General features: G+C 72.6%; 21 protein-coding genes. 11 read left to right on the top strand and 10 right to left on the bottom strand.

The window, feature by feature from the left end; genetic code table 11:
• Positions 1-44: 44 nt before the first annotated feature.
• Entirely contained in the window at positions 45-1,592 is a 1,548-nt protein-coding gene (locus EV375_RS27555) for an AlkA N-terminal domain-containing protein (protein ID WP_130302631.1), read from the top strand.
• A gap of 156 nt (positions 1,593-1,748) precedes the next feature.
• Here the strand turns inward: EV375_RS27555 and EV375_RS27550 are convergent, their stop codons facing one another.
• A complete protein-coding gene (locus tag EV375_RS27550; protein ID WP_130302630.1) occupies positions 1,749-2,138 on the bottom strand; it encodes a PPOX class F420-dependent oxidoreductase in 390 nt (129 codons plus the stop codon).
• A gap of 147 nt (positions 2,139-2,285) precedes the next feature.
• On the opposite strand from EV375_RS27550, the gene EV375_RS27545 reads away from it, so the two are divergent.
• Positions 2,286-3,989, top strand: a complete 1,704-nt coding sequence (locus EV375_RS27545; protein WP_130302629.1) for a protein phosphatase 2C domain-containing protein — start codon at positions 2,286-2,288, stop codon at positions 3,987-3,989.
• A gap of 149 nt (positions 3,990-4,138) precedes the next feature.
• Here EV375_RS27545 and EV375_RS27540 read toward each other — a convergent pair whose 3' ends face one another.
• Together EV375_RS27540 and EV375_RS27535 are read right to left on the bottom strand one after the other, a co-directional pair.
• Positions 4,139-5,167, bottom strand: coding sequence for a DUF2637 domain-containing protein (locus EV375_RS27540; protein ID WP_130302628.1), 1,029 nt, complete (start codon positions 5,165-5,167; stop codon positions 4,139-4,141).
• Between the two features lie 161 nt (positions 5,168-5,328).
• Entirely contained in the window at positions 5,329-6,189 is an 861-nt protein-coding gene (locus tag EV375_RS27535; protein ID WP_130302627.1) for a (2Fe-2S)-binding protein, read from the bottom strand.
• 114 nt (positions 6,190-6,303) lie between these two features.
• On the opposite strand from EV375_RS27535, the gene EV375_RS27530 reads away from it, so the two are divergent.
• Positions 6,304-7,200: a GntR family transcriptional regulator gene (locus EV375_RS27530; protein WP_130302626.1), complete on the top strand. Its 897-nt coding sequence runs from the start codon at positions 6,304-6,306 to the stop codon at positions 7,198-7,200.
• A 144-nt stretch (positions 7,201-7,344) separates the two neighbouring features.
• On the opposite strand, the gene EV375_RS27525 is transcribed toward EV375_RS27530, so the two are convergent.
• Positions 7,345-8,220 (bottom strand): hypothetical protein, encoded by an 876-nt coding sequence (locus tag EV375_RS27525; protein WP_486588836.1) that lies wholly within the window; start codon positions 8,218-8,220, stop codon positions 7,345-7,347.
• A 156-nt stretch (positions 8,221-8,376) separates the two neighbouring features.
• Positions 8,377-8,955, bottom strand: a complete 579-nt coding sequence (locus EV375_RS27520) for an HhH-GPD-type base excision DNA repair protein (RefSeq protein WP_130302625.1) — start codon at positions 8,953-8,955, stop codon at positions 8,377-8,379.
• A 140-nt stretch (positions 8,956-9,095) separates the two neighbouring features.
• On the opposite strand from EV375_RS27520, the gene EV375_RS29290 reads away from it, so the two are divergent.
• A complete protein-coding gene (locus EV375_RS29290; RefSeq protein ID WP_165434860.1) occupies positions 9,096-9,275 on the top strand; it encodes a hypothetical protein in 180 nt (59 codons plus the stop codon).
• 144 nt (positions 9,276-9,419) lie between these two features.
• Positions 9,420-10,661, top strand: coding sequence for a 4-hydroxybenzoate 3-monooxygenase (locus tag EV375_RS27515; RefSeq protein ID WP_130302624.1), 1,242 nt, complete (start codon positions 9,420-9,422; stop codon positions 10,659-10,661).
• 196 nt (positions 10,662-10,857) lie between these two features.
• On the opposite strand, the gene EV375_RS27510 is transcribed toward EV375_RS27515, so the two are convergent.
• Positions 10,858-12,636, bottom strand: a complete 1,779-nt coding sequence (locus EV375_RS27510) for a PucR family transcriptional regulator (protein WP_130302623.1) — start codon at positions 12,634-12,636, stop codon at positions 10,858-10,860.
• A gap of 353 nt (positions 12,637-12,989) precedes the next feature.
• Here EV375_RS27510 and EV375_RS27505 point away from each other — a divergent pair, with 353 nt between their 5' ends.
• From EV375_RS27505 to EV375_RS27485, 5 genes are all read left to right on the top strand, one after another.
• A complete protein-coding gene (locus EV375_RS27505) occupies positions 12,990-13,901 on the top strand; it encodes an FAD binding domain-containing protein (RefSeq protein WP_130302622.1) in 912 nt (303 codons plus the stop codon).
• Positions 13,892-14,563: a (2Fe-2S)-binding protein gene (locus EV375_RS27500; RefSeq protein ID WP_130302621.1), complete on the top strand. Its 672-nt coding sequence runs from the start codon at positions 13,892-13,894 to the stop codon at positions 14,561-14,563. Before EV375_RS27505 ends, EV375_RS27500 begins: the two co-directional genes overlap by 10 nt.
• A gap of 2 nt (positions 14,564-14,565) precedes the next feature.
• A complete protein-coding gene (pucD, locus tag EV375_RS27495) occupies positions 14,566-16,980 on the top strand; it encodes a xanthine dehydrogenase subunit D (RefSeq protein WP_130302620.1) in 2,415 nt (804 codons plus the stop codon).
• Positions 16,981-17,140: 160 nt separating this feature from the next.
• Positions 17,141-18,631 (top strand): NCS2 family permease, encoded by a 1,491-nt coding sequence (locus EV375_RS27490; RefSeq protein ID WP_130302619.1) that lies wholly within the window; start codon positions 17,141-17,143, stop codon positions 18,629-18,631.
• A gap of 131 nt (positions 18,632-18,762) precedes the next feature.
• A complete protein-coding gene (locus EV375_RS27485; RefSeq protein WP_130302618.1) occupies positions 18,763-19,983 on the top strand; it encodes an XdhC/CoxI family protein in 1,221 nt (406 codons plus the stop codon).
• Positions 19,984-20,068: 85 nt separating this feature from the next.
• On the opposite strand, the gene EV375_RS27480 is transcribed toward EV375_RS27485, so the two are convergent.
• The 3 genes from EV375_RS27480 to EV375_RS27470 form a co-directional block, all read right to left on the bottom strand.
• Positions 20,069-20,509: a nuclear transport factor 2 family protein gene (locus tag EV375_RS27480; protein WP_130302617.1), complete on the bottom strand. Its 441-nt coding sequence runs from the start codon at positions 20,507-20,509 to the stop codon at positions 20,069-20,071.
• A 194-nt stretch (positions 20,510-20,703) separates the two neighbouring features.
• Entirely contained in the window at positions 20,704-21,639 is a 936-nt protein-coding gene (locus tag EV375_RS27475) for an endonuclease/exonuclease/phosphatase family protein (RefSeq protein WP_130302616.1), read from the bottom strand.
• Positions 21,640-22,011: 372 nt separating this feature from the next.
• Positions 22,012-23,448 (bottom strand): MFS transporter, encoded by a 1,437-nt coding sequence (locus EV375_RS27470; protein WP_130302615.1) that lies wholly within the window; start codon positions 23,446-23,448, stop codon positions 22,012-22,014.
• A gap of 189 nt (positions 23,449-23,637) precedes the next feature.
• Here EV375_RS27470 and EV375_RS27465 point away from each other — a divergent pair, with 189 nt between their 5' ends.
• Positions 23,638-25,326, top strand: coding sequence for an AMP-binding protein (locus EV375_RS27465; protein WP_130302614.1), 1,689 nt, complete (start codon positions 23,638-23,640; stop codon positions 25,324-25,326).
• Between the two features lie 85 nt (positions 25,327-25,411).
• Here EV375_RS27465 and EV375_RS27460 read toward each other — a convergent pair whose 3' ends face one another.
• Complete coding sequence (locus EV375_RS27460) at positions 25,412-26,287, bottom strand: hypothetical protein (RefSeq protein ID WP_130302613.1); 876 nt, start codon at positions 26,285-26,287, stop codon at positions 25,412-25,414.
• Positions 26,288-26,497: the final 210 nt, after the last annotated feature.

Below are 26,497 nucleotides of genomic sequence, written 5' to 3'. Positions count from 1 at the left end.
TTCCGCGAGTGAACTCTTCGGGGCAGGCGCACACTGGGACCGTGATGACGGATGAGAGCAGGTACGAAGCGGTACGCAGCCGGGACGCACGCTTCGACGGGGTGTTCTTCCTCGGAGTTCGCACCACCGGCATCTACTGCCGTCCGAGCTGCCCCGCGGTGACGCCGAAGCGGGAGAACGTCCGCTACTACCCGTCCGCGGCGGCGGCTCAACGCTCGGGCTTCCGCGCCTGCCGCCGCTGCCGGCCGGACGCCGTTCCGGGTTCGGCCGAGTGGAACATGCGGGCGGACCTTGTCGGGCGTGCGATGCGCATGATCGCCGACGGTGTCGTCGACCGGGAGGGCGTGGCGGGCCTCGCCGCCCGCCTCGGGTACAGCGCCAGGCAGGTGCAGCGTCAGCTCACCGCCGAACTCGGCGCCGGGCCGGTCGCGCTCGCACGGGCGCAACGCGCGCACAGCGCACGCGTGTTGCTGCAGACGACGCTGCTGCCCGTGACAGAGGTCGCCTTCGCTGCGGGGTTCGCGAGCGTGCGGCAGTTCAACGAGACGATGCGCGAGATCTACGCCCGCACCCCCAGCGCACTGCGCGAGGCGGCGGCGCGCGGTGGTCACGGCCGGCTCACCCGGCACGCCCGAGGGGCAGGCGGGCCCGGACCCGGCGGCGTGCCGCTGCGCCTCGCGCACCGCGGGCCTTACGCGTACGGGCAGGTCTTCGGCTTCCTCCAGCGCCGCGCGATCCCCGGCATGGAGGAGGTGACGGGCGAGCCCGGCGCGCGCACCTACCGGCGCACGCTGCGGCTGCCGTACGGAAGCGGAATCGCGGAGGTCGACGAGCTGCCCGCGGGAGGGGGCAGCACGAACCGGTCCGGCGGCACGGACCGGTCCGGCGGCTGGCTCGACTGCCGCCTCCATCTCACGGACCTGCGGGACCTGACGACCGCCGTGCAGCGCGTCCGGCAGCTGTTCGACCTCGACGCCGACCCGTACGCCGTCTCCGAACGGCTCGCCGCGGACGGGGCGTTGCGCCCGATCGTCGAGGCCGAACCCGGGCTGCGCTCTCCCGGGGCCGCCGACCCGCACGAACTCGCGGTACGGGCGGTGCTCGGGCAGCAGATCACCGTCGCCGCGGCACGCACGCTCGCAGGGCGTCTCGTCGCCGCGTACGGCAAGCCCCTCGCGGTGCCCGACGGCGGCCTCACACACCTCTTCCCCGAGGCCGGCGCGCTCGCCTCGGCACCCCTCGGCGAGCTCGGTATGCCGGAGAGCCGGCGGGCCACGCTGCGGGCCGTGGCGGAGGCGGTCGCCGACGGGACCGTCGCCCTCGGCCCGGGAGCGGACCGCGACGAGGCGGAGCATGCGCTTCTCGCCCTGCGTGGTGTCGGTCCGTGGACAGCGGGCTATGTGCGCATGCGCGCACTCGGGGACCCGGACGTCTTCCTCGGCGCGGATGTGGGCGTGCGGCACGGCCTGGCCCGCAGCGGCACCGACGCGGGGCGGTCGGAGTCGTGGCGCCCTTGGCGCTCGTACGCGCTGCACCATCTGTGGCGGGTCGCCTCGGACGGCGGACCGGACGGACGGGAAGGAGCGGACTGACAGGACGGGCGCGAGGGACGGGAGGCGTAGCGGAGGGCCCGGACGGCGCGAACGGCGCGAACGGCGCGAACGGCGCGAACGGCGCGATGCGGCCGAACGGGCTGAAGGGCACTCGTGGTCCCGTCGTCACCGGGAAGTCCGGTGAGTGCCCGTCCGTCAGACGCCGATGATGCCCCAGCTGTGCACCCAGTGCGGATGCACACGGATCAACTCGTTGCTCATGCCCGGCGCCAGGTCGTGCGGGCCGACGAGCAGCTCCGCCTCACCGCGGATCTCCACGCCCCGCACCGTCCACGGGTCGACGCTCACCAGGTCGTCCACGACCAGTGCCAGGCGCGGGTTGGAGTGGAGGTTGCGCCAGCGCTTGGTCTCGGCGAGTGCGAGGCCGCCGGAGAGGATCGTGCCGTCGTCCTGGAGGTAGAAGCCGACCGGGTTGACCTGCGGCTGGCCCGAGGGATCGACAGTGGCCATCCGGCACAGCCGCTGGCTCGCGAGATAGGCGCGTTCGGCCTTGTTGAGGCCACGTTGGCGGGTGGTAGCGCTCATGCCGGAAGGCTCACACGGGCCGGGCCGCCGCGCATCGGGCGCCGGTCCGATCAGGGGTGGGGCCTCCGGCCTGCACCGCCGGACGCGGGGCGGCCCGGGAGCGGGAAGCGGTCATGCAGGGGCCGGAGGCGGGGCAACAATATGGGCATGAGTCAGCAGGGGTGGTCGCGTGGCCCGAATCCCGGCCAACAGGACGACTGGTGGAGCCAGTTGTACGACCCGGGATCACCCGACACGGGCCGCGGAGGCTCCGGGGACACCCTCGACGACCGGTACGCGTCCGTGCGCCGCACGGTGGGCCCCGCAACAGCTCCCGGTGGGACGGGCGCGGGGCGTTCCTCGCGGCGGGACGAGCGCGACGCGGAGGAGGCGGGCAGGCCGGAAAAGGCTGACAGGCCGGAGGGGGAAGACAAGCCGGAGGAGGCTGACAAGCCGGAGGGGGAGGACAAGCCGGAGGAGACCGGCCCCGGGCCCGACCGGGAAACGGACCCCGGACCGACCGCCGTAAGCGCGGGGGAACCCGGCGGTGAACGCGGACTTCAGGAGGGCGGGCCGCCGGCCGAGGAGCAACCGCCCGCCCTCCGCCCCGCCGGCCCGCCGCCGCCACCCGCGGGCCCGCCGCCGGTGACCGCTGACGTGCCGCCCGCGCCGCCCACGGCCGCCGGCCCGGCGGCACCCGCCGCCGCGGCCGGGCAGTTCGACGCCCCGGCCGTCGATGAGGGCGGCAGCCCGGGGGAGCCCGGAGCCGCCTTCCGTCCGGACCACGTCGGTGACCGCCCGCCGACCTACGAGGCCGAACCGGCCACCTTCCCCGCCGCCGACCCCTCGTCACTGGCCGAACTCGTCCCCGACACAGTCCTCGACGGGGCCCACTACGGCGGGCTCACCCTCCGTGCCGCCTCGATACGTGGCGACTCCGCGCGCCACCGGGGCGCCCTGCGCCGCGACGCCCTGCTGACGGCCCGGTTCGGCTCCGGCGAGTCCGCACTGCTGCTCGTCGCCGTCGCGGCCGGGGGCCGGGCCGCCACCGGCGGGCACCGGGCGGCCCGCGAGATCTGCCACTCCATAGGCGGCGTCGTCGGCCGGAGCCACGCACGTCTCGCCGAGGACATACGCGCGGACCGCCGTGCCGAGCTCAAGTCCGGCCTTCAGCGTCTGACGGACCGTTGCTACGGCAAGCTGCGCGCCCAGGCCGCCGCCTGGGAGATGCAGCCCGAGGAGTACACGGCGGATCTGCGCTGTCTGCTGCTCTCCGCGGACCCCCGGTGCCGTACGCGAGTGTTCTTCGGCGCCGGCGCGGGCGGCCTGTTCCTGCTGCGCGCCGGTGCGTGGCGCGAGATCGAGCCGGGTGCGCGCCCACGGGACGGCGGCGGCCCCCGCCGGGAAGCGGACCCCGGCACGGATACCGCGCTGGACGCGCTCGACCCCTCCGAGCTGGGCGACCCCGCGGCGCTGAGCGTCCCCGTGGGCCCGCCGGGAGGCGACCGGCAGCAGGGGACGGCGGACGGTTTCGGCCCGGCCGGCCGAAGCGAGTCGGACCCGCCGACCATGGACCTGGCCGCGGCGGCGGCCGCGGCGCGGGCACGGCCGAACCTCCCGCACCCGGCCCGTCCCGATCCCGAACCGTTCCGCTTCTGTGCGACCAGGGCCCGGCGCGGGGACACGCTGCTGCTGTGCAGCCCGGGGCTCGCCGAACCGCTGCGCTCGGAGCCCCCGTTCGCGCGGCGCCTGGCCCGGTCGTGGCACGAGCGGGACGAACCCCCGGGCCTGGCCGCTTTCCTCGCCGACGTCCAGCTCCGCGTACGCGGCTACGCGGACGACCGCACGGCCGTCGCCGTCTGGGAGGCGTGACCCGCCACAGGCGGGGAGCGGCGAGAGGCCCCGCCCGACCGAACCGGCGCGGACCGACCGGCGCGGACCGACCGGCGCGGACCGAACCGGCTGGGTCGGCCCGGCCCGGCCCGGCTGCCGCGGACGGCGGGCCGGGCCGCTACGGAAGGTCAGCCGAACTGCCGCTCGATCTCGGCGAGTTTCTCCTCCAGCGAGTCCAGCCGAGGCCCTGCGGTACCGGCCGCGGCGTCGTCTCCCCGTCCGCCCGTGCCCTGTGCGGGCAGCGACGGCACCGCCGCGGACGGGTCCGCACCCGGCCCGGTGACCTGGGACGCGGTGACCGCGGCCGGGAACGCCGCACCCGTGCTGTCCGGCTTGCGGTGTTCGCGCCGGCCGTGTCCCCGGTGCTGCCTGCCCAGGGCCTTCACCTTGGCCCGGTCGAGTCGCTGGCGCTCCTTGCGGCGGAGACGTTCCTGCTCGTGCCGTCGGCGTTCCTCCCGCACCTCCTCCACCGCCTGGTCCAGCGTCCGTACACCTTCGAGCAGCATCAGCGACCAGGCGCGGAAGGTCTCGCGGGGAGCGCGCAGCCACCGCACGACCCGGATCTGCGGCAACGGCCGCGGAACGAGGCCCTGTTCGCGCAGCGCCGCGCGGCGCGTCTGCTTGAGCGCACGGTCGAAGAGGATCGCGGCGGAGAGCGACATCCCGGCGAAGAACTGGGGAGCGCCTGCATGGCCGGCGCCGCGCGGTGCGTGCACCCAGTTGAACCATGCGGCCGCACCCGCGAACGCCCATACCAGCAGCCGCGATCCGAGCGACGCGTCGCCGTGGCTCGCCTCCCGTACGGCGATGACGGCGGAGAACATCGCCGCCCCGTCCAGCCCGAACGGGACGAGGTACTCCCAGCCGCCGGACAACCGCAGGTTCTGCCGCCCGAAGCCGACGAGGCCGTGGAAGGAGAGCGCCGCGGCCACCGCGGCGCAGCAGAACAGCAGCAGATAGGCGGCCGTCGCGTAGACGGTCTCCTTGCGGCGGCGGCGCTGTTCCATCTGCTCCCAGGAGTCGGCGTACGCACCGTCGCCGCTGTCGTTCCTGTCCGCCCGTCTTCCCCGTGTCATCAGCACGACCGCCGCCAGGGCCCCGGCGAGCAGCACTCCGCCCGCCACCACCCCGCTCAGCGGTAGATCCGTCATTGTCATCCGATGCCCCTCGCCGCCCGTCGGCCGCCCGTTGCGCCGGCCTGGTCCGCTCTGACGCGAGGCATCCTGGTGCAGCGGGCCGCGCATCAAGGGGAATTCGGCACAACTGAACGCCAACGGGGGTCAGCGGGTGCCGAGTTGGGCGTTTGCGGTCGAACTGCTCAGCGAGTCGCGGACAGCCGCGCGATGCGCTCGGCGTCGCACGTGCGGGGGCACGTCACGCAGGTGTCCTCGGGGCGCAGCGTGTAGTAGAGGCAGCAGCTCGCCCTGTCTCGGGTTGACAGCAACTCGCCGTCCTTGCCGCTCAGTTGGCGGAATCCCGCGGGCAGGGCGTACGGAAGGACGCCGCCCGGCAGCAGCAGGCCCGCCTCGTGCACGGCCCGCTTCTCCTCCCCGAGAAGGTGCCCGAGATACCAGAGGCCCTCGGTGATCTCGTCCGTGGCCAGACCCCACAGGGCTCTCGGGCCCCGCCGTATACGGGGACGGAAGGCGTCGAGCACCGGCGTGAGATGTTCCGCGAGCGCGGCCCGGACCTCGGCGCGCAGCGCCTCCTCGTCCGGGACGACGCGTGCGCCCGGAGACGACGCGGCCGCGTCGTCCGGGAGGCACGCGAACTCCTCGACACGCACCGCCAGTTCGCCGAACGTGCGGCGGCACGCCACCGCCTCGACCGGCACCCGGGGGACCCGCCGGTGCAGGAACCACGGGATGGTGACGAGCAGACACAGCGGCCACGCGTACCGGTGCAGACCGAAGGTCGCGGCGACGTCGGGGCGGGGCCGGCGACCGTAGTCGCGCAGGGCCTGCTCGGCGTCCTGGGCGATGAAGTCGTCGAGAACCGGCCCGCCTTCTGCCAGCCGGGTGGCGAGGAGCCAGTCGGGTCCCGCGGGAAGAGCCCCGCCGGGCGCCGCCTCATGCACGCGCAGTCCCTGGAACACCTCGGTCAGTCGCGTGTACGCCGCGGTGAGCGGCGAGATGCGGGCGGGCTCTGCGGGGGCGGGGGCGAGCGTGGGCATTGCCATGGGCGGACCACCGATCGACGATCATCAGCAGGTTAGCCTTACCTTAGCCGATGCCGCGAAGGTTTGATCTCGCGCCGGGTCCGCCTATGGTGCACAGCGAGACCTGGAGGGCACATGGAGCAGACCGCAGCGGATGCGCCCGTACCGGCGGGAGATGCCGCACTCCACCCCCACAGCCCCTCTCGTCCGGCCACGGCCGGACAGCAGCACCCGGCGGGGGCCGGCGACCAGGGGGCACGGGGCGAGCATGTGCACAGCGAGCCGGCGGCGCCGCCGGCGACGGGCGCCGTCACGCCCGGTGAACCGGAGGGGGCCGGTGCGGCCGGGCAGGTCCCGGAGTCACGGCTGCCCGGCGGGCGTCCTTCGCGCTTCCGGCGTGCCCGCCCCGTGAAGCAGCCCGAGCGGTACTCCGTGCGAACGCAGGTGCTCAAGGCCCTGCGCGAGGCCCTGCTCTCCGGGGAACTCGCCCCCGGCGAGGTCTACTCGGCACCGGGGCTCGCCGAACGGCTCGGCGTCTCGGCGACGCCCGTACGGGAGGCGATGCAGCGCCTGGCGTGCGAGGGAGCCGTCGAGACCGTGCCCAACCGCGGCTTCCGGATAGCGGTGTGCAGCGACCGGGACGTGGCTGAACTGGCCGAGATACGAGTCCTGTTGGAGATCCCCTCGGTCCTGGAGACGGCCCGCGCGATGCCTCCCGAGTGCTGGGAGAGCCTCCGCCCGTACGCCGACGAGGCCCTGACGGTCGCCCGGCGCGGCGACCGGGCCGCCTATGCCGATGCGGACTGCGCCTTCCACTGCGCGCTGCTGGAACTGACCGGCAACCGCCAACTCGTCACCGTGGCGGCCGACATACAGCGCCGGGCCCAGCGCCGCCCGGCCCCCGCTGCCCGTTCACAGCGCACCGAGGAACTGCTCAGGGACGCCTCCGACCACATGATCCTTCTGGACGCGCTGTGCGACCGGGACCTCGCCGCGGTCGAACATCTCATGCGCGCACACGTGACGGCCTGACGTTGCCGCGTTCCGCCGGGCCGGTCCCGCGAGGGCGGCACCGGCCCACTTCGCCTCGTGTCAGCGCCCGTGCGGGGAGGACGTGTTCGACCTCGGGCGCGTGCACCCTTGGGCGTGTTCAACCTCAGGCGTCTGCAACCTCGTTCAGGCCGGAGGCACCGGAGGCACCGGAGGCACCGGAGGAGCCGGGGGAACCGGGGGAAGCTGTCCGGCCAGCCATGTCGGAACGCCGCCGAGCAGCCGGAAGAGACGTCCGGCCTCCGCGCGCAGCCGCGTCGCCTCCGGTTCCGGCTCCACCTCCGCCAGCGCCGTGAGCGCCGGCGCCATGCCGACCAGGAAACCCAACTCCTCGCGCAGCCGCAGCGATTCGGTGAAACCGTGCCTCGCCTCGGCCACTTCGCCCTCCCGCAGCGCGAGCCCGGCCAGATGCCGCCAGGTGAAGGAGCACAGCAGCAGGTCGTCGAGGGCGGCCGCTGCGGCGTGTGCACGCCGGTACGCGGCCAGCGCCGACTGCGGTGTGTCACTGAGGTGTTCGGCGAGCAGCCCGCGCCGGTAGTCCAGCATGGCCCGTCCGCGTGCGGTCGGAGGCAGCAGAGCCGCGGCTCTGCCCAGCGCCGCGCGCGCTTCGTCCGAGCGGTCGCGGACACCCAGAACCGTTGCCGTGTAGGCGAGTTGGCCCCGTTCGCACGCGGCGGCACCGCGCTCCTCGTCGTCCTGGGCGAGCGCCTCTGCCGCCCGCAGCGCCGACTCCGCCGCGTCCCAGCCGACGCTCGTGAACATGCACGCTTCCACCAGGAGCGCCGCCCTTCGCAGCGCGGCAGCCGTGTCCGTCGCCGCGTACGGCTCCAGGAGCGCGGCCGCGTCCTCCCAGCAGCCGCGTGAGCGCAACCGCCACACCGCCCCGTCCACCGGCGAGACCCTGCCCGGCCCTTCCGGCGGTGCGCCAGCACCGAACACCGGAGACGGTTCGCCGCCCTCGGCCTCCAGCCGTACCGAACGTGACATGGCGGTTTCCGCCACAGTTGCCCTCCCAAGCGCACCGTTGAGCTTCGAGCCGGATGTGAGCGCATCTCAGCACGGAGTGCGGGACCCGGCCAAGGGTTTACTGTGAATCAGTTCACAAAGTTTTACTCGGTACCCCTGATTGCCAACCAGGGGGCCACCGGAACCCGCCCTTTACGTCTTCTTCCGGGCCCGCTTGGCCTCCTGCTTGAACGCCCGGACCTGATCCAGCGTCTCCGGTCCCGTGATGTCGGCGGCCGAGCGGTGCGCGTCCGCGTCGCCGTACGGGCCGGCGGCCTCCCGCCATCCCTCCGGGGTCACGCCCATCTGCTTGCCCAGCAGTGCGAGGAGGATCTGCGACTTCTGCTTGCCGTAACCGGGCAGGGCGTTGAGGCGCTTGAGTACTTCGGCGCCGGTGGGGACGTCGCGCCACACCGCGCTCGCGTCCCCGTCGTAGTGGTCGACGAGGTACTGGCACAGCTGCTGGACGCGCCCGGCCATCGAGCCGGGGTAACGGTGCACGGCGGGCTTGTGCGACAGCAGCGCCGCGAACTCCTCCGGGTCGTGCGCGGCGATCGCATGCGCGTCCAGGTCGTCCCCGCCCATGCGCCGGGCGATGGTGTACGGCCCCGTGAACGCCCACTCCATCGGCACCTGCTGGTCGAGCAGCATGCCGGTCATGACCGCCAGGGGGCTGCGGCTGAGCAGCTCGTCGGCTTCGGGCTGCTGCGCGAGGCGAAGGGAGATCTCCATGGCCCGATGATCGCGCCCCCGTGGCCGTATCGCACGTGCTTCGCCCGGTTGGCCCAGAGTCTCCTGTACGTACCGGTCCCCGCGCGGAGACCCTTGGACGGGTGCACGGGGTACCGAAGGCCGATACCGAGGGGAGGCCCGTGGACGGTGAACACCGGATGCCCGGGGACGGCGGTCCGGAGGGTGGCAGCCGAGGCAGTAACGGTGGCAGTGGCAGTGGCAGTGGCAGTGGAAGGGCTGTGGCAGTGGGGATGCTCGTACTGACCGTGCTCACCGTCGTGATGGCGGCGGCCGCAGCCTGGCGGCTGCTGCTGACGTAAGGGCGGGGGCGCGGCCCCGCCGCGGCGGCGCGAGGGCGCTTCCCCGGTGCTGCCGCACCTTCCCAGTGCCGCTGTACACCAAGATCACGCTGCTCTAATCTTGGGCGCCTGCCCGGTGGTTGACGCATCGTTCGGGAGGTTCGCGTGGTTCCGGAGCAGCAGGACGCGGGTGCCTCCACGCCCACCTCCTCGCCGGGCGGCGAGAGGACTTCCGTCGTCATCGTCGGCGCCGGGCCCGCGGGGCTCACTCTCGCGAATCTCCTCCACACCGAGGGCGTCCCCTGCGTGCTGCTGGAGGCCGAGAGCCGGGAGCGCATCGAGGCGCTGCCGCGAGCGGGCTTCCTGGAGGAGTGGGCCGTACGGGCCTTGGAGCGGCGAGGCCTGGCCGGGCCCGGTCTGCTCGGGGCAGAGGCGCAGGGCGACTGCGAGTTCAGGATGGACGGGACGCGCCATGTCTTCCGCTACGGGGAGCTCTCGGGGAACCGCCACATCGTCTACCCGCAGCAGTTCCTCGTGACCGACCTGGTGCGTGCCTTCGCCGACGAAGCCGGCGGCGACGTGCGGTTCGGTGCCGGTGACGTCGCGGTGCACGGCATCCGCACCGACCGTCCCTCCGTCTCGTACACCGATGCGGAGACCGGGCAACAGCACATCGTCTCCTGCGACTTCGTCGCCGGCTGCGACGGCGCCCGAGGCTCCTCGCGGGCTGCGATACCGGAGGGCGGCGTCGAGATCTTCCGGCACGATCTGGGGGTGGGCTGGCTGGCGCTGCTGGCCGAGGCGCCGCCGTCCGCGGAGAGGGTCGTCTTCGGGCTCCACCCGAAGGGGTTCGCGGCGCACATGGCCCGCGGACCGCAGGTCACCCGCTACTACCTGGAGTGCCCGCCGGGGGACTCCCCGGACAACTGGCCGCACGAGCGCGTCTGGAGCGAACTGCGCACGCGGCTCGGCGCACGAGAGGCCCCTCCGCTCAACGAGGGCGAGGTGATCGAGCGCCGCGTGCTCGACATGCACAACTACGTCGTGGAACCCATGACTTACGGCCGGCTGCATCTCGCCGGTGACGCCGCGCACCTCGTGGCGCCCGTGGCGGCGAAGGGCATGAATCTCGCGCTGAACGACGCGCTGCTGCTGGCCGACGCCTTCCGTGCCTTCTACCGGGAGGGCGACGAGAGCGGCCTCGAGGGCTACTCCGACGCCTGCCTTAGGCGTGTGTGGCAGTACCAGGACTTCAACCGGTGGGTCTCGGAGATCGTGCACGGCCCGTCCTCCGGCGACCCGTTCAAGGCCGGGACGGCCGCGGCCCGGCTGCGGCGCATGACGCGGTCCGAGAAGGCAGGGCGCGCCGTCGCCGGGCTCTACATCGGCAGCGACGCCGACCACTGACGGACCGTCGCGAACAGCTCGTCCAAGGTGAGCTCGTCGGGCTCTGTCATCTCGATCCTGTCGGTCATGACGGTCACGGTGACGCTCCGTCCCGCCGCGCCCGGTCGCGCAGCCGCGCGGTACAACGATACGCACGGTTCGGAGGTTATGGACGGCTCGCCTCGTCCGCGTAAAGCCGTCGCGTCCTCCCCGAGCCTCAACTCAGCCGCAGCGCAAGGAAGAAGTCGAGCCGGTCCTCCAGGCGGGACAGGTCGCGGCCGGTGAGCTGTTCTATTCGGCCCATGCGGTAGCGGAGGGTGTTGACGTGCAGGTGGAGCCCGTCGGCGCAGCGCGTCCAGGAGCCGTCGGCGTCGAGGAACGCGGCGAGGGTGGGGAGCAGTTCGGCGCGGTGGCGGGAGTCGTAGTCACGCAGCGGTGCCAGGAGACGTGCCGTGAAGGCGCGGCGCACGTCGTCGGGGACGAAGGGGAGGAGGAGCACGTGCGACGCCAGCTCCTGGTGTCCGGCCGCGCACACCCGTCCCTCGCGCGCGGCGGCGACGCGCCGTGCGTGCCGGGCCTCTTCGAGCGCGCCGTGCAGCCCGTCGGCGGAGTGCACGGTCGCGCTGACGCCGAAGGTGAGCCGTTCGCCGTCGGCCAGCCCCTGTTCCAGGGGTTCGCGGACCGCGGCGAGCAGGGTTTCGGCGTCGAGGCCCTGCCCGGCGGAGTGCGGCGGTTCCGGGCTCTGCGGCGTACGTGGCTGCGGGGCCTCACCGTCGTCGGCCGTGTCGCGGGCGGGCGCGAGCGCGGGCAGCGGCACCAGGGCGACGGCCTCGCCGCCGGTGTGGGCGACGGCGGTGCGGTCGGCCGTCTCCGCACCGGTGGCACGTGGGTCGAGAAGGATCTCCTCCAGGAGCGAGCGGCATGTACGGCTGTCCCCGTGGCGCGGGCCCTCCAGACGCGCCACGACGACCTGCCAGTGCGGGGCACTGCCCAGGCCGGGCAGCAGCACCGGGGCGGCGACGCGCAGGCGTGCGGCGATCTCGGCGGGCGGTGCTCCGGCGTGCAGGAGCTCCAGCACTTCGGTGGCCAGGCGGCGGCGGACCGTACGGGCCGCGTCGCGGCGTTCACGTTCGACGGCGATCAGCTGCGTCACGCCGTGCAGGAGGTCGAGCCGTTCGGCGGGCCAGTCGGCCGCGTCGTCGTCCACGGCGAGGAACCAGTCGGCCAGGCCAAGGGGTTCGTGGGGAGCGGGCTCGCCGGCGGGACGTGGCGGCGGGCCGGTGCCCTGGACGGGGAAGAGCGAGTACGTCGTGCCGGCCGCGCTGACACGGTGCGGGCGGAGGCCGGGCCGCCTCCCCCGCGCGGCGGTCAGGTGCGCGGCCGCCAGCCGGGAGCGGACCTGCGCCGGCAGGGGGCGGCGGCGCGGGCCGCCTCCGGTTCCGCCGCCCTCGGCGCCGCTTCCGCCCGGGCCCGCCACCGTACGGCCCGTCACGGACAGCACCCACGCTCGAAGGTCCAGGTCCGAGCCGAGCAGGTCGAGTACGGCGTCGGGGCCGCCTCCCGCCGGGCCGGACGACATCATCCGGCGGTGGCGGTCCACCACGGCGGCCAGGTCACCGGCCCGTTCCGTGGAGACCTGCCGCAGTACGTGTTCGGTGACGGTCGCGAAGGCCACGTCCTCCGTCACCGCGAACAGGGGCAGCCCCTGCTCGGCGCAGGCTGTCACCAGCGCCTTCGGGACGTGGCCCATTTCGGCCTCACCCGCCGCGAGCCCGGCGACGCCGGCCGCGACGAGGATGCGGACGAACGGCGCGGCGTCCTGCGGTGCCCGGTACCAGGCGAGGCCGGTCAGGACCAGCTCGTCCCCCGACAGGTAGCGGCCGGGATCGCGCAGGTCGGTGGTCATGACGCCGCCCACCGTTCGGTCCAGCTGATCCTCCCCGTTGAGGAGGCGCAGGCCGAGAGAGCCAGTGTCCAGAAGTGCGCGCAGGCGCATGGTTGTTCGCCCCGTTCTGTGGATGTCGTTCTTGGCTCCGCACTGGTACCGGTCCGTTCCGGCCGCGGCCCCGGGAGCGAAAGAGATTCGGTGCGGGGCGGTGCGGGAGCTGGGTGCCGGTCCGGTCCGTGCGATGCCGCGAGCAGCGTGCTCCACGGTGTTCGTACGAATCTACAAGACGGCGGACGCGACCGGGCGGGAGCTTCATGGTTTCCGTGACTGCCCGCAGCGGGGCAGGCATCGGTGTACTGAACCGGAATCGCCCGCACGGCACGTACGCCGGCGAGCCGAGCCCGTCGGAAACTCCCGCGTACGTCAGCGACCCGAAGCGAACAGCGAATAGAGAAGAGCCCATGGACTTCCTGCGTCCCGCCCGGTGGGAGGAGGCGCTCGCCGCGAAGGCCGAGCACCCGACCGCCGTGCCCATCGCGGGCGGCACCGACGTCATGGTCGAGATCAACTTCGACCAGCGCCGTCCCGCACAGCTGCTGGACCTGAACCGCGTCACCGAGCTGCACGAATGGGAGGCGGGGGAGGAGGACGTGGCCCTCGGCGCGTGCGTCCCCTACGCGCGGATCATCGAGAACCTCCGGCGTGAGCTGCCGGGGCTGGCGCTGGCCGCGCACACGGTCGGCTCCCCGCAGATCCGCAACCGGGGCAGCGTCGGCGGCAACCTCGGCGCCGCGTCCCCCGCGGGCGACTCGCATCCCCCGCTGCTCACGGCGGGAGCGGAGATCGAGGCCGAGTCCGTGCGCGGTTCGCGGCGCATCCCCGTCGAGGAGTTCTTCACCGGCGTCAAGCGCAACGTGCTCGCCGACGACGAACTGATCAAGCGGGTGCACATCAAGAAGGCGAGCGGACCGCAGCAGTTCTCAAAGATCGGGACCCGCAACGCCATGGTCATCGCCGTGTGCGGCTTCTCCGTCGCACTGCACCCCGAACGTCGCTCGGTGCGGGCCGCGGTCGGCTCCGCTGCGCCCACCCCGTTCCGGGCGTCGGCGGCCGAGGACTTCCTGAACGCCGCGATGGCGGAGGAAGGGCTGTGGGAGAGCGGCAAGGCTCTTCCGCCGTCGGTGACGCGGCGGTTCGCCGAGCTGTGCTCCGGGGCGTGCAACCCCATCGACGACGTGCGCGGCAGCGCCGCGTACCGCCGGCACGCCGTCGGCGTGATGGCCCGCCGGACGCTCGGCTGGGTCTGGGACAGCTACCGGGGAAGCGGCGCGGGCGGCGCCGGAACCGACGAAGGAGGCGCCCGATGCGCGTGACATTCACGGTCAACGGCCGGCGGCACGAGGCCGACGACGTGTGGGAGGGCGAGTCGCTGCTGTACGTCCTGCGCGAACGCATGGGCCTGCCCGGCTCCAAGAACGCCTGCGAACAGGGCGAATGCGGTTCCTGCACGGTGCGGCTCGACGGCGAGTCCGTGTGTGCCTGCCTGGTGGCCGCGGGGCAGGTCGAGGGCAGGGACGTCGTGACCGTCGAAGGGCTCGCCGACTACGCGCGGCAGCGCACCGAGGCCCCGTCCACGCAGGGCAGGGCCGACTCCGCATCCGATTCCGCATCCGATTCCGCATCCACGTCGGCATCCGCATCCACGTCCGCCGCCGACGAGCAGCGCTGGCAGGCCATGCCCCCGTCGGAGGCCGGCGTGCGCCTCTCGCCCGTGCAGCAGGCGTTCATCGACGCGGGCGCCGTCCAGTGCGGCTTCTGCACGCCCGGACTGCTCGTCGCCGCCGACGAACTGATCGAGCACAACGCGCGGCCCTCCGACGCGGACATCCGCGAGGCCCTGTCGGGGAACCTGTGCCGCTGCACCGGCTACGAGAAGATCCTCGACGCCGTGCGACTGGCGGCCGCGCGCACTGACCACGCGGAAGGAGCCGCCCAGGGCCCCGGAGCGGGCCCCGCACAGGGAGAGGTGGTCTGACGATGGCCGGCGCGAACCCCACCCGCATCCCCACCGCCCTCACCCAGGGCAGCGCCACCAGGGGCGGCATCGGCGAGTCCACGCTGCGGCCCGACGGGACGCTGAAGGTCACCGGCGAGTTCGCCTACTCCTCCGACCTGTGGCACGAGGACATGCTGTGGGGCTGCACACTGCGCAGCCCGTACTCGCACGCCGAGATCCGCTCCGTCGACGTCTCCGAGGCGCTGAAGCTTCCCGGCGTCCACAGCGTGATGACGCACGACGACCTGCCCGCCAAGACGCACTTCGGCCTGGAGGTCAAGGACCAGCCGGTGCTGGCGAAGGACCGCGTGCGCTACCACGGCGAGGCCGTCGCCATCGTCGCCGCCGACCATCCGGAGACCGCCCGCCGCGCCGCGGCGAAGATCCGCGTCGACTACGCCGAACTGCCGCCCGTGCACGACGAGGAGAGCGCCACCGCCGCCGGTGCCCCGGTGCTGCATCCCGGACGCGACGACCACCACGCGCCGCACGTGAAGCACCCCAACATCGTCCACCGGCAGCCGATCGTGCGCGGCGACGTGGCGGCCGCGAAGGCGAAGGCGGACGTCGTCGTACGCGGCGACTACGAAGTCGGCATGCAGGACCAGGCGTTCCTCGGCCCCGAGTCGGGTCTCGCCGTGCCCGCGGAGGACGGCGGCGTCGACCTGTACATCGCGACGCAGTGGCTGCACGTGGACCGCGACCAGCTCGCGCCCGTACTCGGACTCCCGCACGACAAGGTGCGGTTGACGCTCTCCGGGGTCGGCGGCGCGTTCGGCGCGCGCGAGGACCTGTCGATGCAGGCGCACGCGTGCCTGCTGGCGATGGCCACCGGCAGGCCCGTCAAGATCGTCTACAACCGCTACGAGTCGTTCTTCGGACACGTCCACCGCCACCCCGCCAAACTCACCTACGAGCACGGCGCCGACAGCGACGGCAGGCTCCTCTACGTGAAGTGCCGCATCGTGCTGGACGGCGGCGCGTACGCCTCGTCCTCGCCCGCCGTCGTCGGCAACGCCGCGTCGCTGGGCGTCGGGCCGTACGAGGTGGACAACGTCGACGTCGAGGCGCTCGCTCTCTACACCAACAACCCGCCGTGCGGCGCCATGCGCGGCTTCGGCGCCGTGCAGGCCTGCTTCGCCTACGAGGCGCAGATGGACCGCCTCGCCGCCGAACTCGGCATGGACCCGGTCGAGTTGAGACAGCGGAACGCGATGTCGCAGGGTTCGCTGCTGCCGACGGGACAGCAGGTCGATGCCCCAGCCCCGGTCGCGGAGATCCTCCGCCGCGTCAAGGCGATGCCGATGCCGCCGGAGCGCCAGTGGGAGACTTCCGGAGCGGCGGGAGGCGGCACAGGTGTGGACGTCCGGGCGCTTCCGGGCGGCCTGTCCAACACGACGCACGGTGAGGGTGTGGTGCGCGGCGTCGGCTACGCCGTCGGCATCAAGAACGTGGGCTTCTCGGAAGGTTTCGACGACTACTCGACGGCCCGCGTCCGCCTCGAAGTCGTGGGCGGGGAGCCCGTCGCCGTCGTGCACACCGCGATGGCCGAGGTCGGTCAGGGCGGCGTCACCGTGCACGCGCAGATCGCCCGCACCGAACTGGGCGTCTCGGGCGTGAGCATCCTGCCCGCCGACACACAGGTCGGCTCCGCCGGTTCGACGTCCGCGTCGCGTCAGACCTATATGACGGGCGGCGCCGTGAAGCAGGCGTGCGAGGCCGTTCGTGAGCGGGTTCTCCGGCTCGGCAGGGAGAAGTTCGCCGACGGGCACCCCGCGTGGGCGGCCGGCGGTGAACTCCTGCTCGAGGGCGGCAAGATCGTCACCGAAGCGGGCGAGGTCCTCGCGGCGCTCGCCGACGTCCTCGGGGACGAAGTCGTCGAGGAGGAACTGGAGTTCAGGCACCGGCCCACCGAGCCGTTCGACCTGAGGACGGGGCAGGGCTTCGGCCACGTCCAGTACTCCTTCGCCGCGCACCGCGCCGTCGTCGAGGTCGACACCGAACTGGGCCTGGTCAAGGTCGTCGAACTCGCCTGCGCGCAGGACGTCGGCAAGGCCATCAATCCGCTCTCGACCGTCGGCCAGATCCAGGGAGGCACAACGCAGGGCCTGGGCCTGGCCGTCATGGAGGAGATCCTCGTCGACCCCGGCGGGAAGGTGCGCAACCCCTCCTTCACCGACTATCTGATCCCCACGATTCTGGACACCCCCACCATCCCCGTGGATGTCCTCGAACTCGCCGACCAGCACGCCCCGTACGGGCTGCGCGGTGTCGGCGAGGCGCCGACGCTCTCCTCCACCCCGGCAGTCGTCGCCGCCATCCGTGACGCGACCGGTCTCGCCCTGAACAGGGTCCCGGTGCGTCCCGAGCATCTGACAGACACGCAAGCGATCTAGCGCCGGGCCGGTGCGGGATCCCCGCACCGGCCGCAGGCACCTTCCGTACCGTCTCGGGCCGTCCCCCGGGTCGTGCATCCCAAATCCCCGCAGCGTCATGGCACTTCGCAGTGCCACGGCGCTTCGGGGTGCCCCAGCGAAACTTGGGAGAACGCACACCATGACCCAGTCCAAGACCGCAACCCACGGCCCCGCGGGAGACGCGGGCTCCGCCGCTCCGCAACCACAGCCGGCAAAGGGACGCTCCCGGATCGACCGGTACTTCCGGATATCCGAGCGCCACTCCACGCTCGCCCGCGAAGTGCGCGGCGGCGCGACGACGTTCATGGCGATGGCCTACATCGTCCTGCTCAACCCGGTCATCCTCTCCGTGCCCGACGCGGGGAAGGCCACGCTCGACGCGGGGCAGGTGACCACGGCCACCGCGTTCGCCGCCGCGGCCACCACCCTGGTGATGGGCGTGCTCGGCAACGTGCCACTGGCCCTCGCCGCGGGACTCAGCGTCTCCGCGGTCCTCGCCTACCAGGTCGCGCCGGAGATGACCTGGCCCAACGCCTTCGGCATGTGCGTCATCTACGGCGCGGTGATCATCCTGCTCGTCGTCACCGGACTGCGGCGGCTGATCATGGACGCCATTCCGCTCGCGATGAAGCACGCCATCACGATGGGCATCGGACTGTTCGTCACCCTCATCGGCCTCGTCCAGGCGGGCTTCGTGACGGGCATGCCCGGCCCCGGCGGAGTCGCCGGCGCCAAACCGCTCCAACTGGGCACCCACGACATGCTCACCGGCTGGCCCGTGCTGTGCTTCGCCGTCACCGTGCTGCTCGTCTTCGTGCTCCAGGTGCGGCGCGTACCCGGAGCGATCCTCACCGGCATCGTCGGCGGCACGGTCGTGGCGGGCCTGGTGCACCACTTCGCCGGGCTCGACAAGAAGGACTGGGGCGGGCGGAACGCGCCGGAGATCACCGGAAGCATCGTGAGTACCCCGGACTTCGGCCTGTTCGGCAAGGTCTCCTTCGACGGCATCACCGACGTCGGCGCCGTGACGGTGGGCGTCATCGTCTTCACCCTCGTCCTCGCGGGCTTCTTCGACGCGATCGGCACCATCATCGGCATCGGCCAGCAAGCTGGTCTCGCAGACGACGAGGGCCGGATGCCGGGCCTGAACAAGGCCCTTGCCATCGACGGTGCGGGGGGCGTCGCCGGCGGCCTCACGGGTGCGTCCGGGCAGACCGTCTTCGTGGAATCCACCGCAGGCGTCGGCGACGGCGCCCGCACGGGTCTGGCCAGCGTCGTCACCGGACTCGGCTTCACCCTCTGCCTGTTCTTCACACCGCTGGCCCGGATCATCCCGACGCAGGTCGCCGCCGCTGCGCTCGTCGTCATCGGCGCGATGATGATGACCAACGCCCGGCACATCGACTGGAACGACCTCGCCACCACCGTCCCCGTCTTCCTCACGACGGTGCTGATGCCGTTCACGTACTCCATCACCGCGGGCATCGCCGCCGGCAGCATCTCCTACGTCGTGATCAAGACGGCCCAGGGAAGGTGGCGCGACGTCGGTGCGTTGATGTGGGGGCTGGCCGCCGTCTTCCTGGTCTACTTCACGCTCAGCCCGCTCGAGGGGTGGCTCGGCGTGAGGTGAACGTGGGGTGAGCGGCGCGGCGCCGTGAGGCATGAACGAAAGAGGGAAGGCCGGGCCGCCCAGGCCGCCGGGCGTAAGCTCGCAGGCCGCACCCCAGTGCATGCGAGTGAGTGCGAGTGAGGAGCCCATTGATGCTGGACATCGCCGCCGAACTGCACCGTTGGTGCGAGGAGGAGCGCGACTTCGCCGTCGCGACCGTCGTCGCCGTCAGCGGCAGCGCACCCCGCCAGCCGGGAGCCGCGCTCGCCGTGGACGCCGCCGGCGAGGCGGTGGGCAGCGTCTCCGGGGGATGCGTCGAGGGCGCCGTCTACGAGCTGTGCCAGGAGGCGATGGAATCCGGGCGCAGCGTGGTCCAGCAGTTCGGCTACAGCGACGAGGACGCCTTCGCCGTCGGGCTGACCTGCGGCGGCGTCATCGACATCCTCGTCACGCCCGTCCGTACGGGCACGGACGCCTACGCGATGTACGCGGGCGCGGCCGCCGCTGCCGCGGACGGCCGTGCCGTCGCCCTCACCCGCGTCGTCGAGGGACCGGAGGAACTGCTCGGCGGTGCCATGTTCGTGCCTGCCGACGGCCCGTCCTCCGGCACCCTCGGCGGCTCCGCATCGCTCGACGAGGGCGCCGCCGCCCAGACCCGCGCTCTGCTGGACGCGGGCCGCACCGCCACCGTCGAGACCGGTACGGAGGGAGGCCCGCCCGGTGCCGGCGGACGCGGCGCCGCGGGCGACGGCGACCCGCTGTGCGGGCCGGCGGTGACGCTGCTGGTCGAGTCGAGCGCGCCGCCGCCGCGGATGCTCGTCTTCGGCGCCATCGACTTCGCGAGCGCTCTGGCCCGCACGGGCGCCTTCCTCGGCTACCGGGTCACCGTGTGCGACGCCCGTCCCGTATTCGCCACCGGGGCCCGCTTCCCCGACGCCGACGAGGTCGTCGTGGAGTGGCCGCACCGCTACCTCGACTCCCAGGAACTGGACGCCCGCACGGTCGTGTGCGTCCTCACCCACGACGCCAAGTTCGATGTGCCGCTGCTGGAGCGGGCGTTGCGGCTGCCCATCGCGTACGTGGGTGCCATGGGTTCGCGCCGCACCCACCTCGCGCGGCTGGAGCAGCTGCGCGAGGCGGGTGTGAGCGATGCCGAACTCGCCCGGCTCCATTCGCCCATCGGCCTCGACCTCGGTGCCCGCACCCCCGAGGAGACGGCACTGTCCATCGCCGCCGAGATCGTCGCGGTACGGCACGGCGGGACCGGCGTTCCGCTCACCGGCGCGCACACCCCGATCCACCGCGAGCCGGGGACGGGCGCCCGTACGGAAACGGCCGCCCGCACCGGACCGGGGTTCGGGGAGGTGGCATAGGCCGCCGTGCGCGGCTTTCCGAGCCGTCACGCGCGTCGATTCCCGGTCCGAGGGCTGGAGCCCCCGCGGGAGGAGAAGGGACGACTCAGGCCTCCCCACCGGTGAGCACTGCCGCCCAGCCGCCCTGGATCATGGTCTGGAAGTACCACTCGCCGTCCCGTTTGACGAGGATGTCCGCGTAGTTCATCGACTGGCTCTGCGAACCTACCGTCATCACCGACTCGGTGAACACCACGGCGAGGCTCCGGGAGAGGAAGTGCGGTGAGCGCCGGGAGTCGAAGTGGACCTCCTCGCCGCCGTCACCCATGACCGCGGACATCGTGCGCACGAATTCCTCGCGGCTCCACTGCCTGGCCACGCCGGACCCGGGATCTGCGCCGTCCGTGACCAGGTTCAGCGGGAACAGCGCCATCGACGCCATGGCCTCGACGTCGGCCTTCGCGGCGTGGGCGTCGTAGCGCGCGAACCATGCCTCCAGGTCCTGGTGGTCCTGATCCGTCGCTGTGCGGGAAGTGGTGTCCGGCACGAAGCCTCCTCGATATTGGTCCAATTTGACTACTCGGTTTCGGAGTCTCCCTCCCGCGAGGCGATTAGTCAAACTTGATTAACTGGAGGAGCGGATGCGGGTGCGCGGTCTCGACGATGTCAGCCTGTCTGTGCGGGGGCCGGCCCCGCCCCGTCGGCCGGCCGTGCTCGGTGACTGCGCCCGGCGCGCGGCGCTCAGAGCAGCTTGAGGTCCGCCAGTACGGCCAGGTGGTCCGAGCCGCCGAGTTCGAGGAACCGGGCGTCGATCGCTGTCAGCGGGTCGCTGACCAGGACGTGGTCGATCTGCGCGCCCATGGGACGCAGCGGCGTGTTGTTCGGCCAGGTCGGTGTGCGGGACTGGCCGGTGAGGCGGGCGGCGTCGTTCAGCCCGGTCTTCAGCAGGGAGCGGAAGGCGGCGTGGTCCTGGGAGGCGTTGAAGTCGCCCGCGACGATCATCGGTGTCCCGCCTCGTGAAGCGCCGTACGAGCGCAGCGTCTTGAGCTCCTTGCGCCAAGTGCCCAGCGATTCCGGGGCCGGCGGCATGGGATGGGCGACCTGGACCTTCACGCTCGTGCCGGAGATGTCTGCGACGGCGTTCGGCATGGCCATCCGCCCCGGCAGGGAGGACTTGTTCCGCAGCGGGAACGAGCTCAGCAGCGCCGAGCCGTTCGCGCCGCCGCTCTCGATGATGTGCCGGTAGGGGTAGGTCTCGTACATCCGCGCGCTTCGCAGCGCTTCGACGCACCGGGTGTCGCACTCCTGGACGGCGACGAGGTGCGGGCGCTCGCGGCGCAGCGTCTGCACCAGCGCGCGCGTCGCCGTGCCGTAGCGCACATTGGCGGTCAGGACGCGGAAGCGTGCCTTCCCGGTGCGTTCGGATGCCTCGGCCGGCGCCTCCGGCCCCTGGGGCAGGGTGTATCCGACGGTGGCGGCGAGCACGGCGAGCGCCCAGGCCGCGAGCAGCACCCGGCGTGCCAGCACCGTGTACAGCAGCGCCAGCCATCCCGGTACGAGGAACCAGGGGAGGAAGGCGAGGAGTTGGGCGATGGGCGTGGGCCCGTCGTCGTTCATGCCGCGGAAGGTGAGCGGCACGCTCAGCAGGGCCAGTGCCAGGACGACGAACCAGGCCATGGGGCGGCGGCGCGTCCGCCGCGGCCTCTGTTCGCGCCGTACACGCTCATGGCGGGGACGGACGGGCCGCGCGGTGCTCCGGAGCTGATGCTCCGTCACCGTGCCGCGGCTTCCGTCCCGCTTGGTGCGATGGTTCCGGTCCCCCGTCAACACGTTCTTGATGGTGCACCATCGCACACACAGGGGGGCGTACGTCCTTCCGATCTTTTCTTCGTCCGCGCAACTCCCTACGAGACCTGCCGGTCCTGTGGCGCAACCGTCAAAGTTCTCCACCCACGTGTGCGGTGAGGCGGGCGCTTTTCCCCGCGGAGGTCCTGTCAGGACGAATTCCGGCACCGGGGGTCTGGGACGGAGGCCGGCCGCCCACGCCCGTCAGCCGGGGGACGTCTTCGAGGTGTCCACCGGTTCCGGCGGCAGGCAGGAGGCGACGCGTTCCGCGCTGGCCCGTGCCCGGGGTCCGGTGGTGAGGAAGGCCAGCAGCAGTACGACCGCGCCGCATCCGGTGAAGATCCACCACCCCGTCACATCCGAACCGGCCGCGAGCGCCGCGCCGATGACGGCGACGCCCAGCGCCGAGCCGATCTGACGGCTCGTGGAGGCGATGCTCGCTGCCACTCCGGCGCGCGCGAGCGGCATCCCGGAGACCGCGGCGTTGGTGATGGGTGCGTTGACCAGGCCGAAGCCGATGCCGAAGACGACGTACGCGGTGAACAGCAGCGCGTCGGTCCGCTCCGCGTCGAACAGCGCGAACAGCAGGCCGCTCGCCGTCATGAACACACCGGCGAACAGCAGCGGCAGCCGTGCGCCGCGTACGGCGACCAGGTGCCCGGAAAGAGGCGCGAAGACGGCCGTCATCAGGGCCATCGGCAGCAGATGCAGACCGGCCTCGAACGGCGAGAGGCCGCGGTCGTTCTGCAGATGCAGGGTGCTGAGGAAGAGGAATCCCGTCAGCGCGGCGAACGACGTGACCGCGGTGAGCGTGGCGCCGGAGAAGGGGACGCTGCGGAAGAAGCGGAATTCGACGAGCGGTTCGGCGCGGTGCCGCTCGTACAGCGGCAGGGCCGCCGCGGCGCACGCGCTGACGAGGAAGCAGCCGAGGATCAGCGGGGAGGTCCAGCCGGCGTTGCGGCCTTCGATGATGCCGAAGGTGAGCGTGCCGAGCGCCGCCATCACCAGAAGCTGACCTCCCGGGTCCAGCCTGCGCGGGTGCGGCGCCCGGGACTCCGGTACGAACAGGGCCGTCAGCAGCAGCGCCGCGAGACCGATGGGGAGGTTCAGCCAGAAGATGGCACGCCAGCTCACCGCCGTGACGAGGACACCGCCCAGCAGCGGCCCGGCCGCCATGGAGATGCCGACGACGCCGCCCCACACGCCGATCGCCCGTGCCCGCTCCCGCGGTTCGACGAAGGTGTTGGTGATGATCGACATCGCGACCGGGTTGAGCATCGAACCGCCGACCGCCTGGAGCGCCCGGAACGCGACGAGCCAGCCGAGGCCGGGCGCGAGGGCGCACAGCAGCGAGCCGACAGTGAAGAGCACGAGCCCCGTCTGGAAGACGCGGCGCCGCCCCACCCTGTCCGCCGTCGAGCCGGCGAGCATCAGCAGGGAGGCGATGACGAGGGTGTAGGCGTCGAGCGTCCACTGCAGGCCGGAGACGGAGGCGTTCAGATCCCGCTGGAGGGACGGCAGCGCGACGTTCAGCGCGGTGTTGTCGAGGCTGACGATCAGCAGGCTCATGCAGCAGATCGCCAGCACCAGCATGCGCCGGGGAGTGCTCGCGCTCGCCGCGTCCTCGGGGGCGGGGGACATCCCTCCAGCATCCACGGCGCACGGACGAACTGCCGCTCGGGGGTGGTGCCCGCGCGTTCGGTGACCCAGGATGATCCGCAGTGTGACCAGCGGCGGACTCGGCGCAGCCCTCAAAGGGCCCTGCCCGGAGGGAACCGGCGGCCCCGCGGCGCACCGGCAGCACAATGAGCGGCATCCGAGGAGTTGACGATGACGGCGACCGAGCCCACCAGCCCGACCGACGCCTTCCGCGCCGCCCGGGACACCCTGCTGCGGCACCGGACCGACTACGACGCGGCGCGCGCGGCCTTCTCCTGGCCCCGGCCCGAGTACTTCAACTGGGCGCTGGACTGGTTCGATTCGGTCGCCGAGGACAACGACCGCACCGCGCTGCACATCGTCGAGGAGGACGGCAGTGCCGCCCGCTACTCCTTCGCCCGGATGCGCGCACGGTCGGCGCAGGCCGCCAATTGGCTCCGCGCTCAGGGCGTCGGGCCCGGCGACCGCGTCATCGTGATGCTCGGCAACCAGGTCGAGCTGTGGGAGACGCTGCTGGCCTGCATGAAGCTGCGCGCGGTCGTCATCCCGGCCACGCCGCTGCTGGGCCCCGCCGACCTCGCCGACCGCATCGACCGCGGCGAGGCCCGCCACGTCGTCGTACGGGCCGAGGACACGGCCAAGTTCGAGACCGTGGAGGGCGGCTACACCCGCATCGCCGTGGGCGGCGGCGGGAACCCGGGGGAGGGCTGGCTCGCCTACGAGGACGCCTACGGCGCCTCCGAGAGCTTCGAACCGGACGGTCCCACCCGTGCCCAGGACACGCTGCTGCTCTACTTCACCTCCGGCACGACGGCCCGGCCCAAGCTCGTCGAGCACACCCATGTCTCCTATCCCGTCGGCCACTTGGCGACGATGTACTGGATCGGGCTGCAGCCGGGGGACGTGCACCTCAACATCTCCTCGCCCGGGTGGGCCAAGCACGCGTGGTCGAACGTCTTCGCGCCCTGGAACGCCGAGGCGACGATCTTCATCTACAACTACACGCGCTTCGACGCGGACCGGCTCCTCGCCGAGATCGAGAAGGCCGGCGTCACCAGCTTCTGCGCGCCGCCCACGGTGTGGCGCATGCTCATCCAGGCCGACCTGAGCAAGCTGACGGCCGTGCCGCGCGAGGTCGTCGCCGCGGGCGAGCCGCTCAACCCCGAGGTCATCGAGCATGTGCGGCGCGCCTGGGACAGGCCGATCCGCGACGGCTTCGGCCAGACCGAGACGGCCGTGCAGGTCGCCAATTCGCCGGGCCAGCAGCTCAAGCCGGGCTCCATGGGAAGGGCCATGCCCGGGTTCGAGGTGACGCTGCTCGACCCGGTGACGGGAGAGGCGGGCGCCGACGAGGGCGAGATCTGCCTCGACCTGTCCGCCCGTCCCGTCGGGCTGATGACGGGTTACCACGGCGACGCCGAACGCACCGGGGAGGCCATGGCCGGCGGCTACTACCGCACCGGCGACATCGGTTCGCGCGACGAGGACGGCTACATCACCTACATCGGGCGTTCCGACGACGTCTTCAAGGCGAGCGACTACAAGATCTCGCCGTTCGAGCTGGAGAGCGCGCTGCTGGAGCACGAGGCCGTCGCCGAGGCCGCGGTGGTGCCCTCGCCGGACGAGCTGAGGCTGGCCGTGCCGAAGGCGTACGTGGTGCTCGCGGAGGGCTGGCAGCCGGGAGCGGAGACGGCGAAGGTGATCTTCGCGCACTCGCGGGAGACGCTCGCGCCGTACAAGCGGGTCCGCGTCATCGAGTTCGCCGAGCTGCCGAAGACGATCTCCGGCAAGATCCGCCGCGTCGAGCTGCGCGCGCACGCGGCGCAGGAGGCGGGGGAGGAGTTCCGGGAGGAGCGCTGAGGCACCGGGTCCGCCCGTGCCCGGCGGGCGGGCCTCTGTGCCGGTACGCGGAGCGGCCCGGGGTGGTACGCAGACCCGCCCTGTGTCAGTGCACGGAGCGGACCAGGTCGTCGGCCGGGTCGTTCACGGCCTGCGGCATGCCCGTCAGATCGAGGACGAACAGCGGCACGGACAGCGAGTCCGCGCGGGTGCGGGCCTCACGCGAATACCCCGCCAGGGAGAAACAGGCCGTTCCCACCTCTTCGTTGAGGCCGTTCAGCCAGAGCGTCTCGACCTCCCGCAGCGTCGTCGGGGCGGTCGTCGGGTCGACGTGAGCGATGATGCCGGCGCCGCGCACGTCGACGCCGGAGGCCGGGCGCCTCTCCGTCACACGCACCTCCGGGAATCCCAGCCAGCGCAGATACTCGGCCGCGGCCGTGCGGGCGTCCTGGGCGGTGCGGATCGTGACGGGACGGAAGGCGGGGCGCGCCGCGTGCCGCGGCTCCTTCTGCGCGTCGTGCGCCTTGAGCGGTGCGGGAGCGGTGAAGTGGCCCGCGCTCCCCGTGGGTGTGCCGGCGGGCGCGGACGGTGCCGCCGTGCCCTCGGCGTCGCCGGCGACGGGGACTCCGTCGGTACCGGCCGGGCGGCCGGCCTCCGCGGCGGTGCCGGGGGCCCGGTCCGCGGCGGTGCGGGGCGGCTCGGCGGAAGGAGGCGAGGGCTGCGGCGGCACGACGGGCATCCGCAGCAACGTGCCGCACCGGCAGCCGAGTTCGGGCTGCGGCCACTCCCTCGCCGTCCCGCACGACGGGCAGCGCACCTCAACCCACGACCCCGCCCATGTGCGGTGCCGGATCTGCGCGGGAGCGCTGTCGCGCAGCAGGGGCAGCGTTACGGGCGCCCCGCAGTCGCACGGGTAGACCGGGGGCGTGTAGGTGTGCTCGCGGCGGCACTCGGGGCAGCGCACGGGCACGCTTTCTGCCATCTCTTCGGCTCCAGCGGCATCAGCGGAACGGGGACGGTCGGCGGGATCGGGGGCGACGGACGTCGCGACCCTGCTCATATCGTCGCCGAAAGGACGGGGTTTCCGAAGAGGAACGGAACAGAAAGCGGTGTGAGGGGGGACGCCTCCCGCCTGTGGCCCCCTTGACGAAGGACAAGACGAGCGCTCGGGCGTCTCAACTCCCTTGAGTGC

Source organism: Streptomyces sp. CNZ301 (assembly GCF_004217425.1).
The sequence above is the reverse complement of the archived record's forward strand: the minus strand, read 5'-3'. Positions and strand labels throughout refer to the sequence as shown.

What these genes read in the sequence shown, in the direction of transcription:
- EV375_RS27555 (WP_130302631.1), top strand. Translation starts at nt 45, where the DNA reads ATGACGGATGAGAGCAGGTACGAAGCGGTACGCAGCCGGGACGCACGC.
- EV375_RS27550 (WP_130302630.1), bottom strand. Translation starts at nt 2,138, where the DNA reads ATGAGCGCTACCACCCGCCAACGTGGCCTCAACAAGGCCGAACGCGCC.
- EV375_RS27545 (WP_130302629.1), top strand. Translation starts at nt 2,286, where the DNA reads ATGAGTCAGCAGGGGTGGTCGCGTGGCCCGAATCCCGGCCAACAGGAC.
- EV375_RS27540 (WP_130302628.1), bottom strand. Translation starts at nt 5,167, where the DNA reads ATGACAATGACGGATCTACCGCTGAGCGGGGTGGTGGCGGGCGGAGTG.
- EV375_RS27535 (WP_130302627.1), bottom strand. Translation starts at nt 6,189, where the DNA reads ATGGCAATGCCCACGCTCGCCCCCGCCCCCGCAGAGCCCGCCCGCATC.
- EV375_RS27530 (WP_130302626.1), top strand. Translation starts at nt 6,304, where the DNA reads ATGGAGCAGACCGCAGCGGATGCGCCCGTACCGGCGGGAGATGCCGCA.
- EV375_RS27520 (WP_130302625.1), bottom strand. Translation starts at nt 8,955, where the DNA reads ATGGAGATCTCCCTTCGCCTCGCGCAGCAGCCCGAAGCCGACGAGCTG.
- EV375_RS27510 (WP_130302623.1), bottom strand. Translation starts at nt 12,636, where the DNA reads ATGCGCCTGCGCGCACTTCTGGACACTGGCTCTCTCGGCCTGCGCCTC.
- EV375_RS27505 (WP_130302622.1), top strand. Translation starts at nt 12,990, where the DNA reads ATGGACTTCCTGCGTCCCGCCCGGTGGGAGGAGGCGCTCGCCGCGAAG.
- EV375_RS27500 (WP_130302621.1), top strand. Translation starts at nt 13,892, where the DNA reads ATGCGCGTGACATTCACGGTCAACGGCCGGCGGCACGAGGCCGACGAC.
- pucD (WP_130302620.1), top strand. Translation starts at nt 14,566, where the DNA reads ATGGCCGGCGCGAACCCCACCCGCATCCCCACCGCCCTCACCCAGGGC.
- EV375_RS27490 (WP_130302619.1), top strand. Translation starts at nt 17,141, where the DNA reads ATGACCCAGTCCAAGACCGCAACCCACGGCCCCGCGGGAGACGCGGGC.
- EV375_RS27485 (WP_130302618.1), top strand. Translation starts at nt 18,763, where the DNA reads ATGCTGGACATCGCCGCCGAACTGCACCGTTGGTGCGAGGAGGAGCGC.
- EV375_RS27475 (WP_130302616.1), bottom strand. Translation starts at nt 21,639, where the DNA reads ATGGCCTGGTTCGTCGTCCTGGCACTGGCCCTGCTGAGCGTGCCGCTC.
- EV375_RS27470 (WP_130302615.1), bottom strand. Translation starts at nt 23,448, where the DNA reads ATGTCCCCCGCCCCCGAGGACGCGGCGAGCGCGAGCACTCCCCGGCGC.
- EV375_RS27465 (WP_130302614.1), top strand. Translation starts at nt 23,638, where the DNA reads ATGACGGCGACCGAGCCCACCAGCCCGACCGACGCCTTCCGCGCCGCC.
- EV375_RS27460 (WP_130302613.1), bottom strand. Translation starts at nt 26,287, where the DNA reads ATGGCAGAAAGCGTGCCCGTGCGCTGCCCCGAGTGCCGCCGCGAGCAC.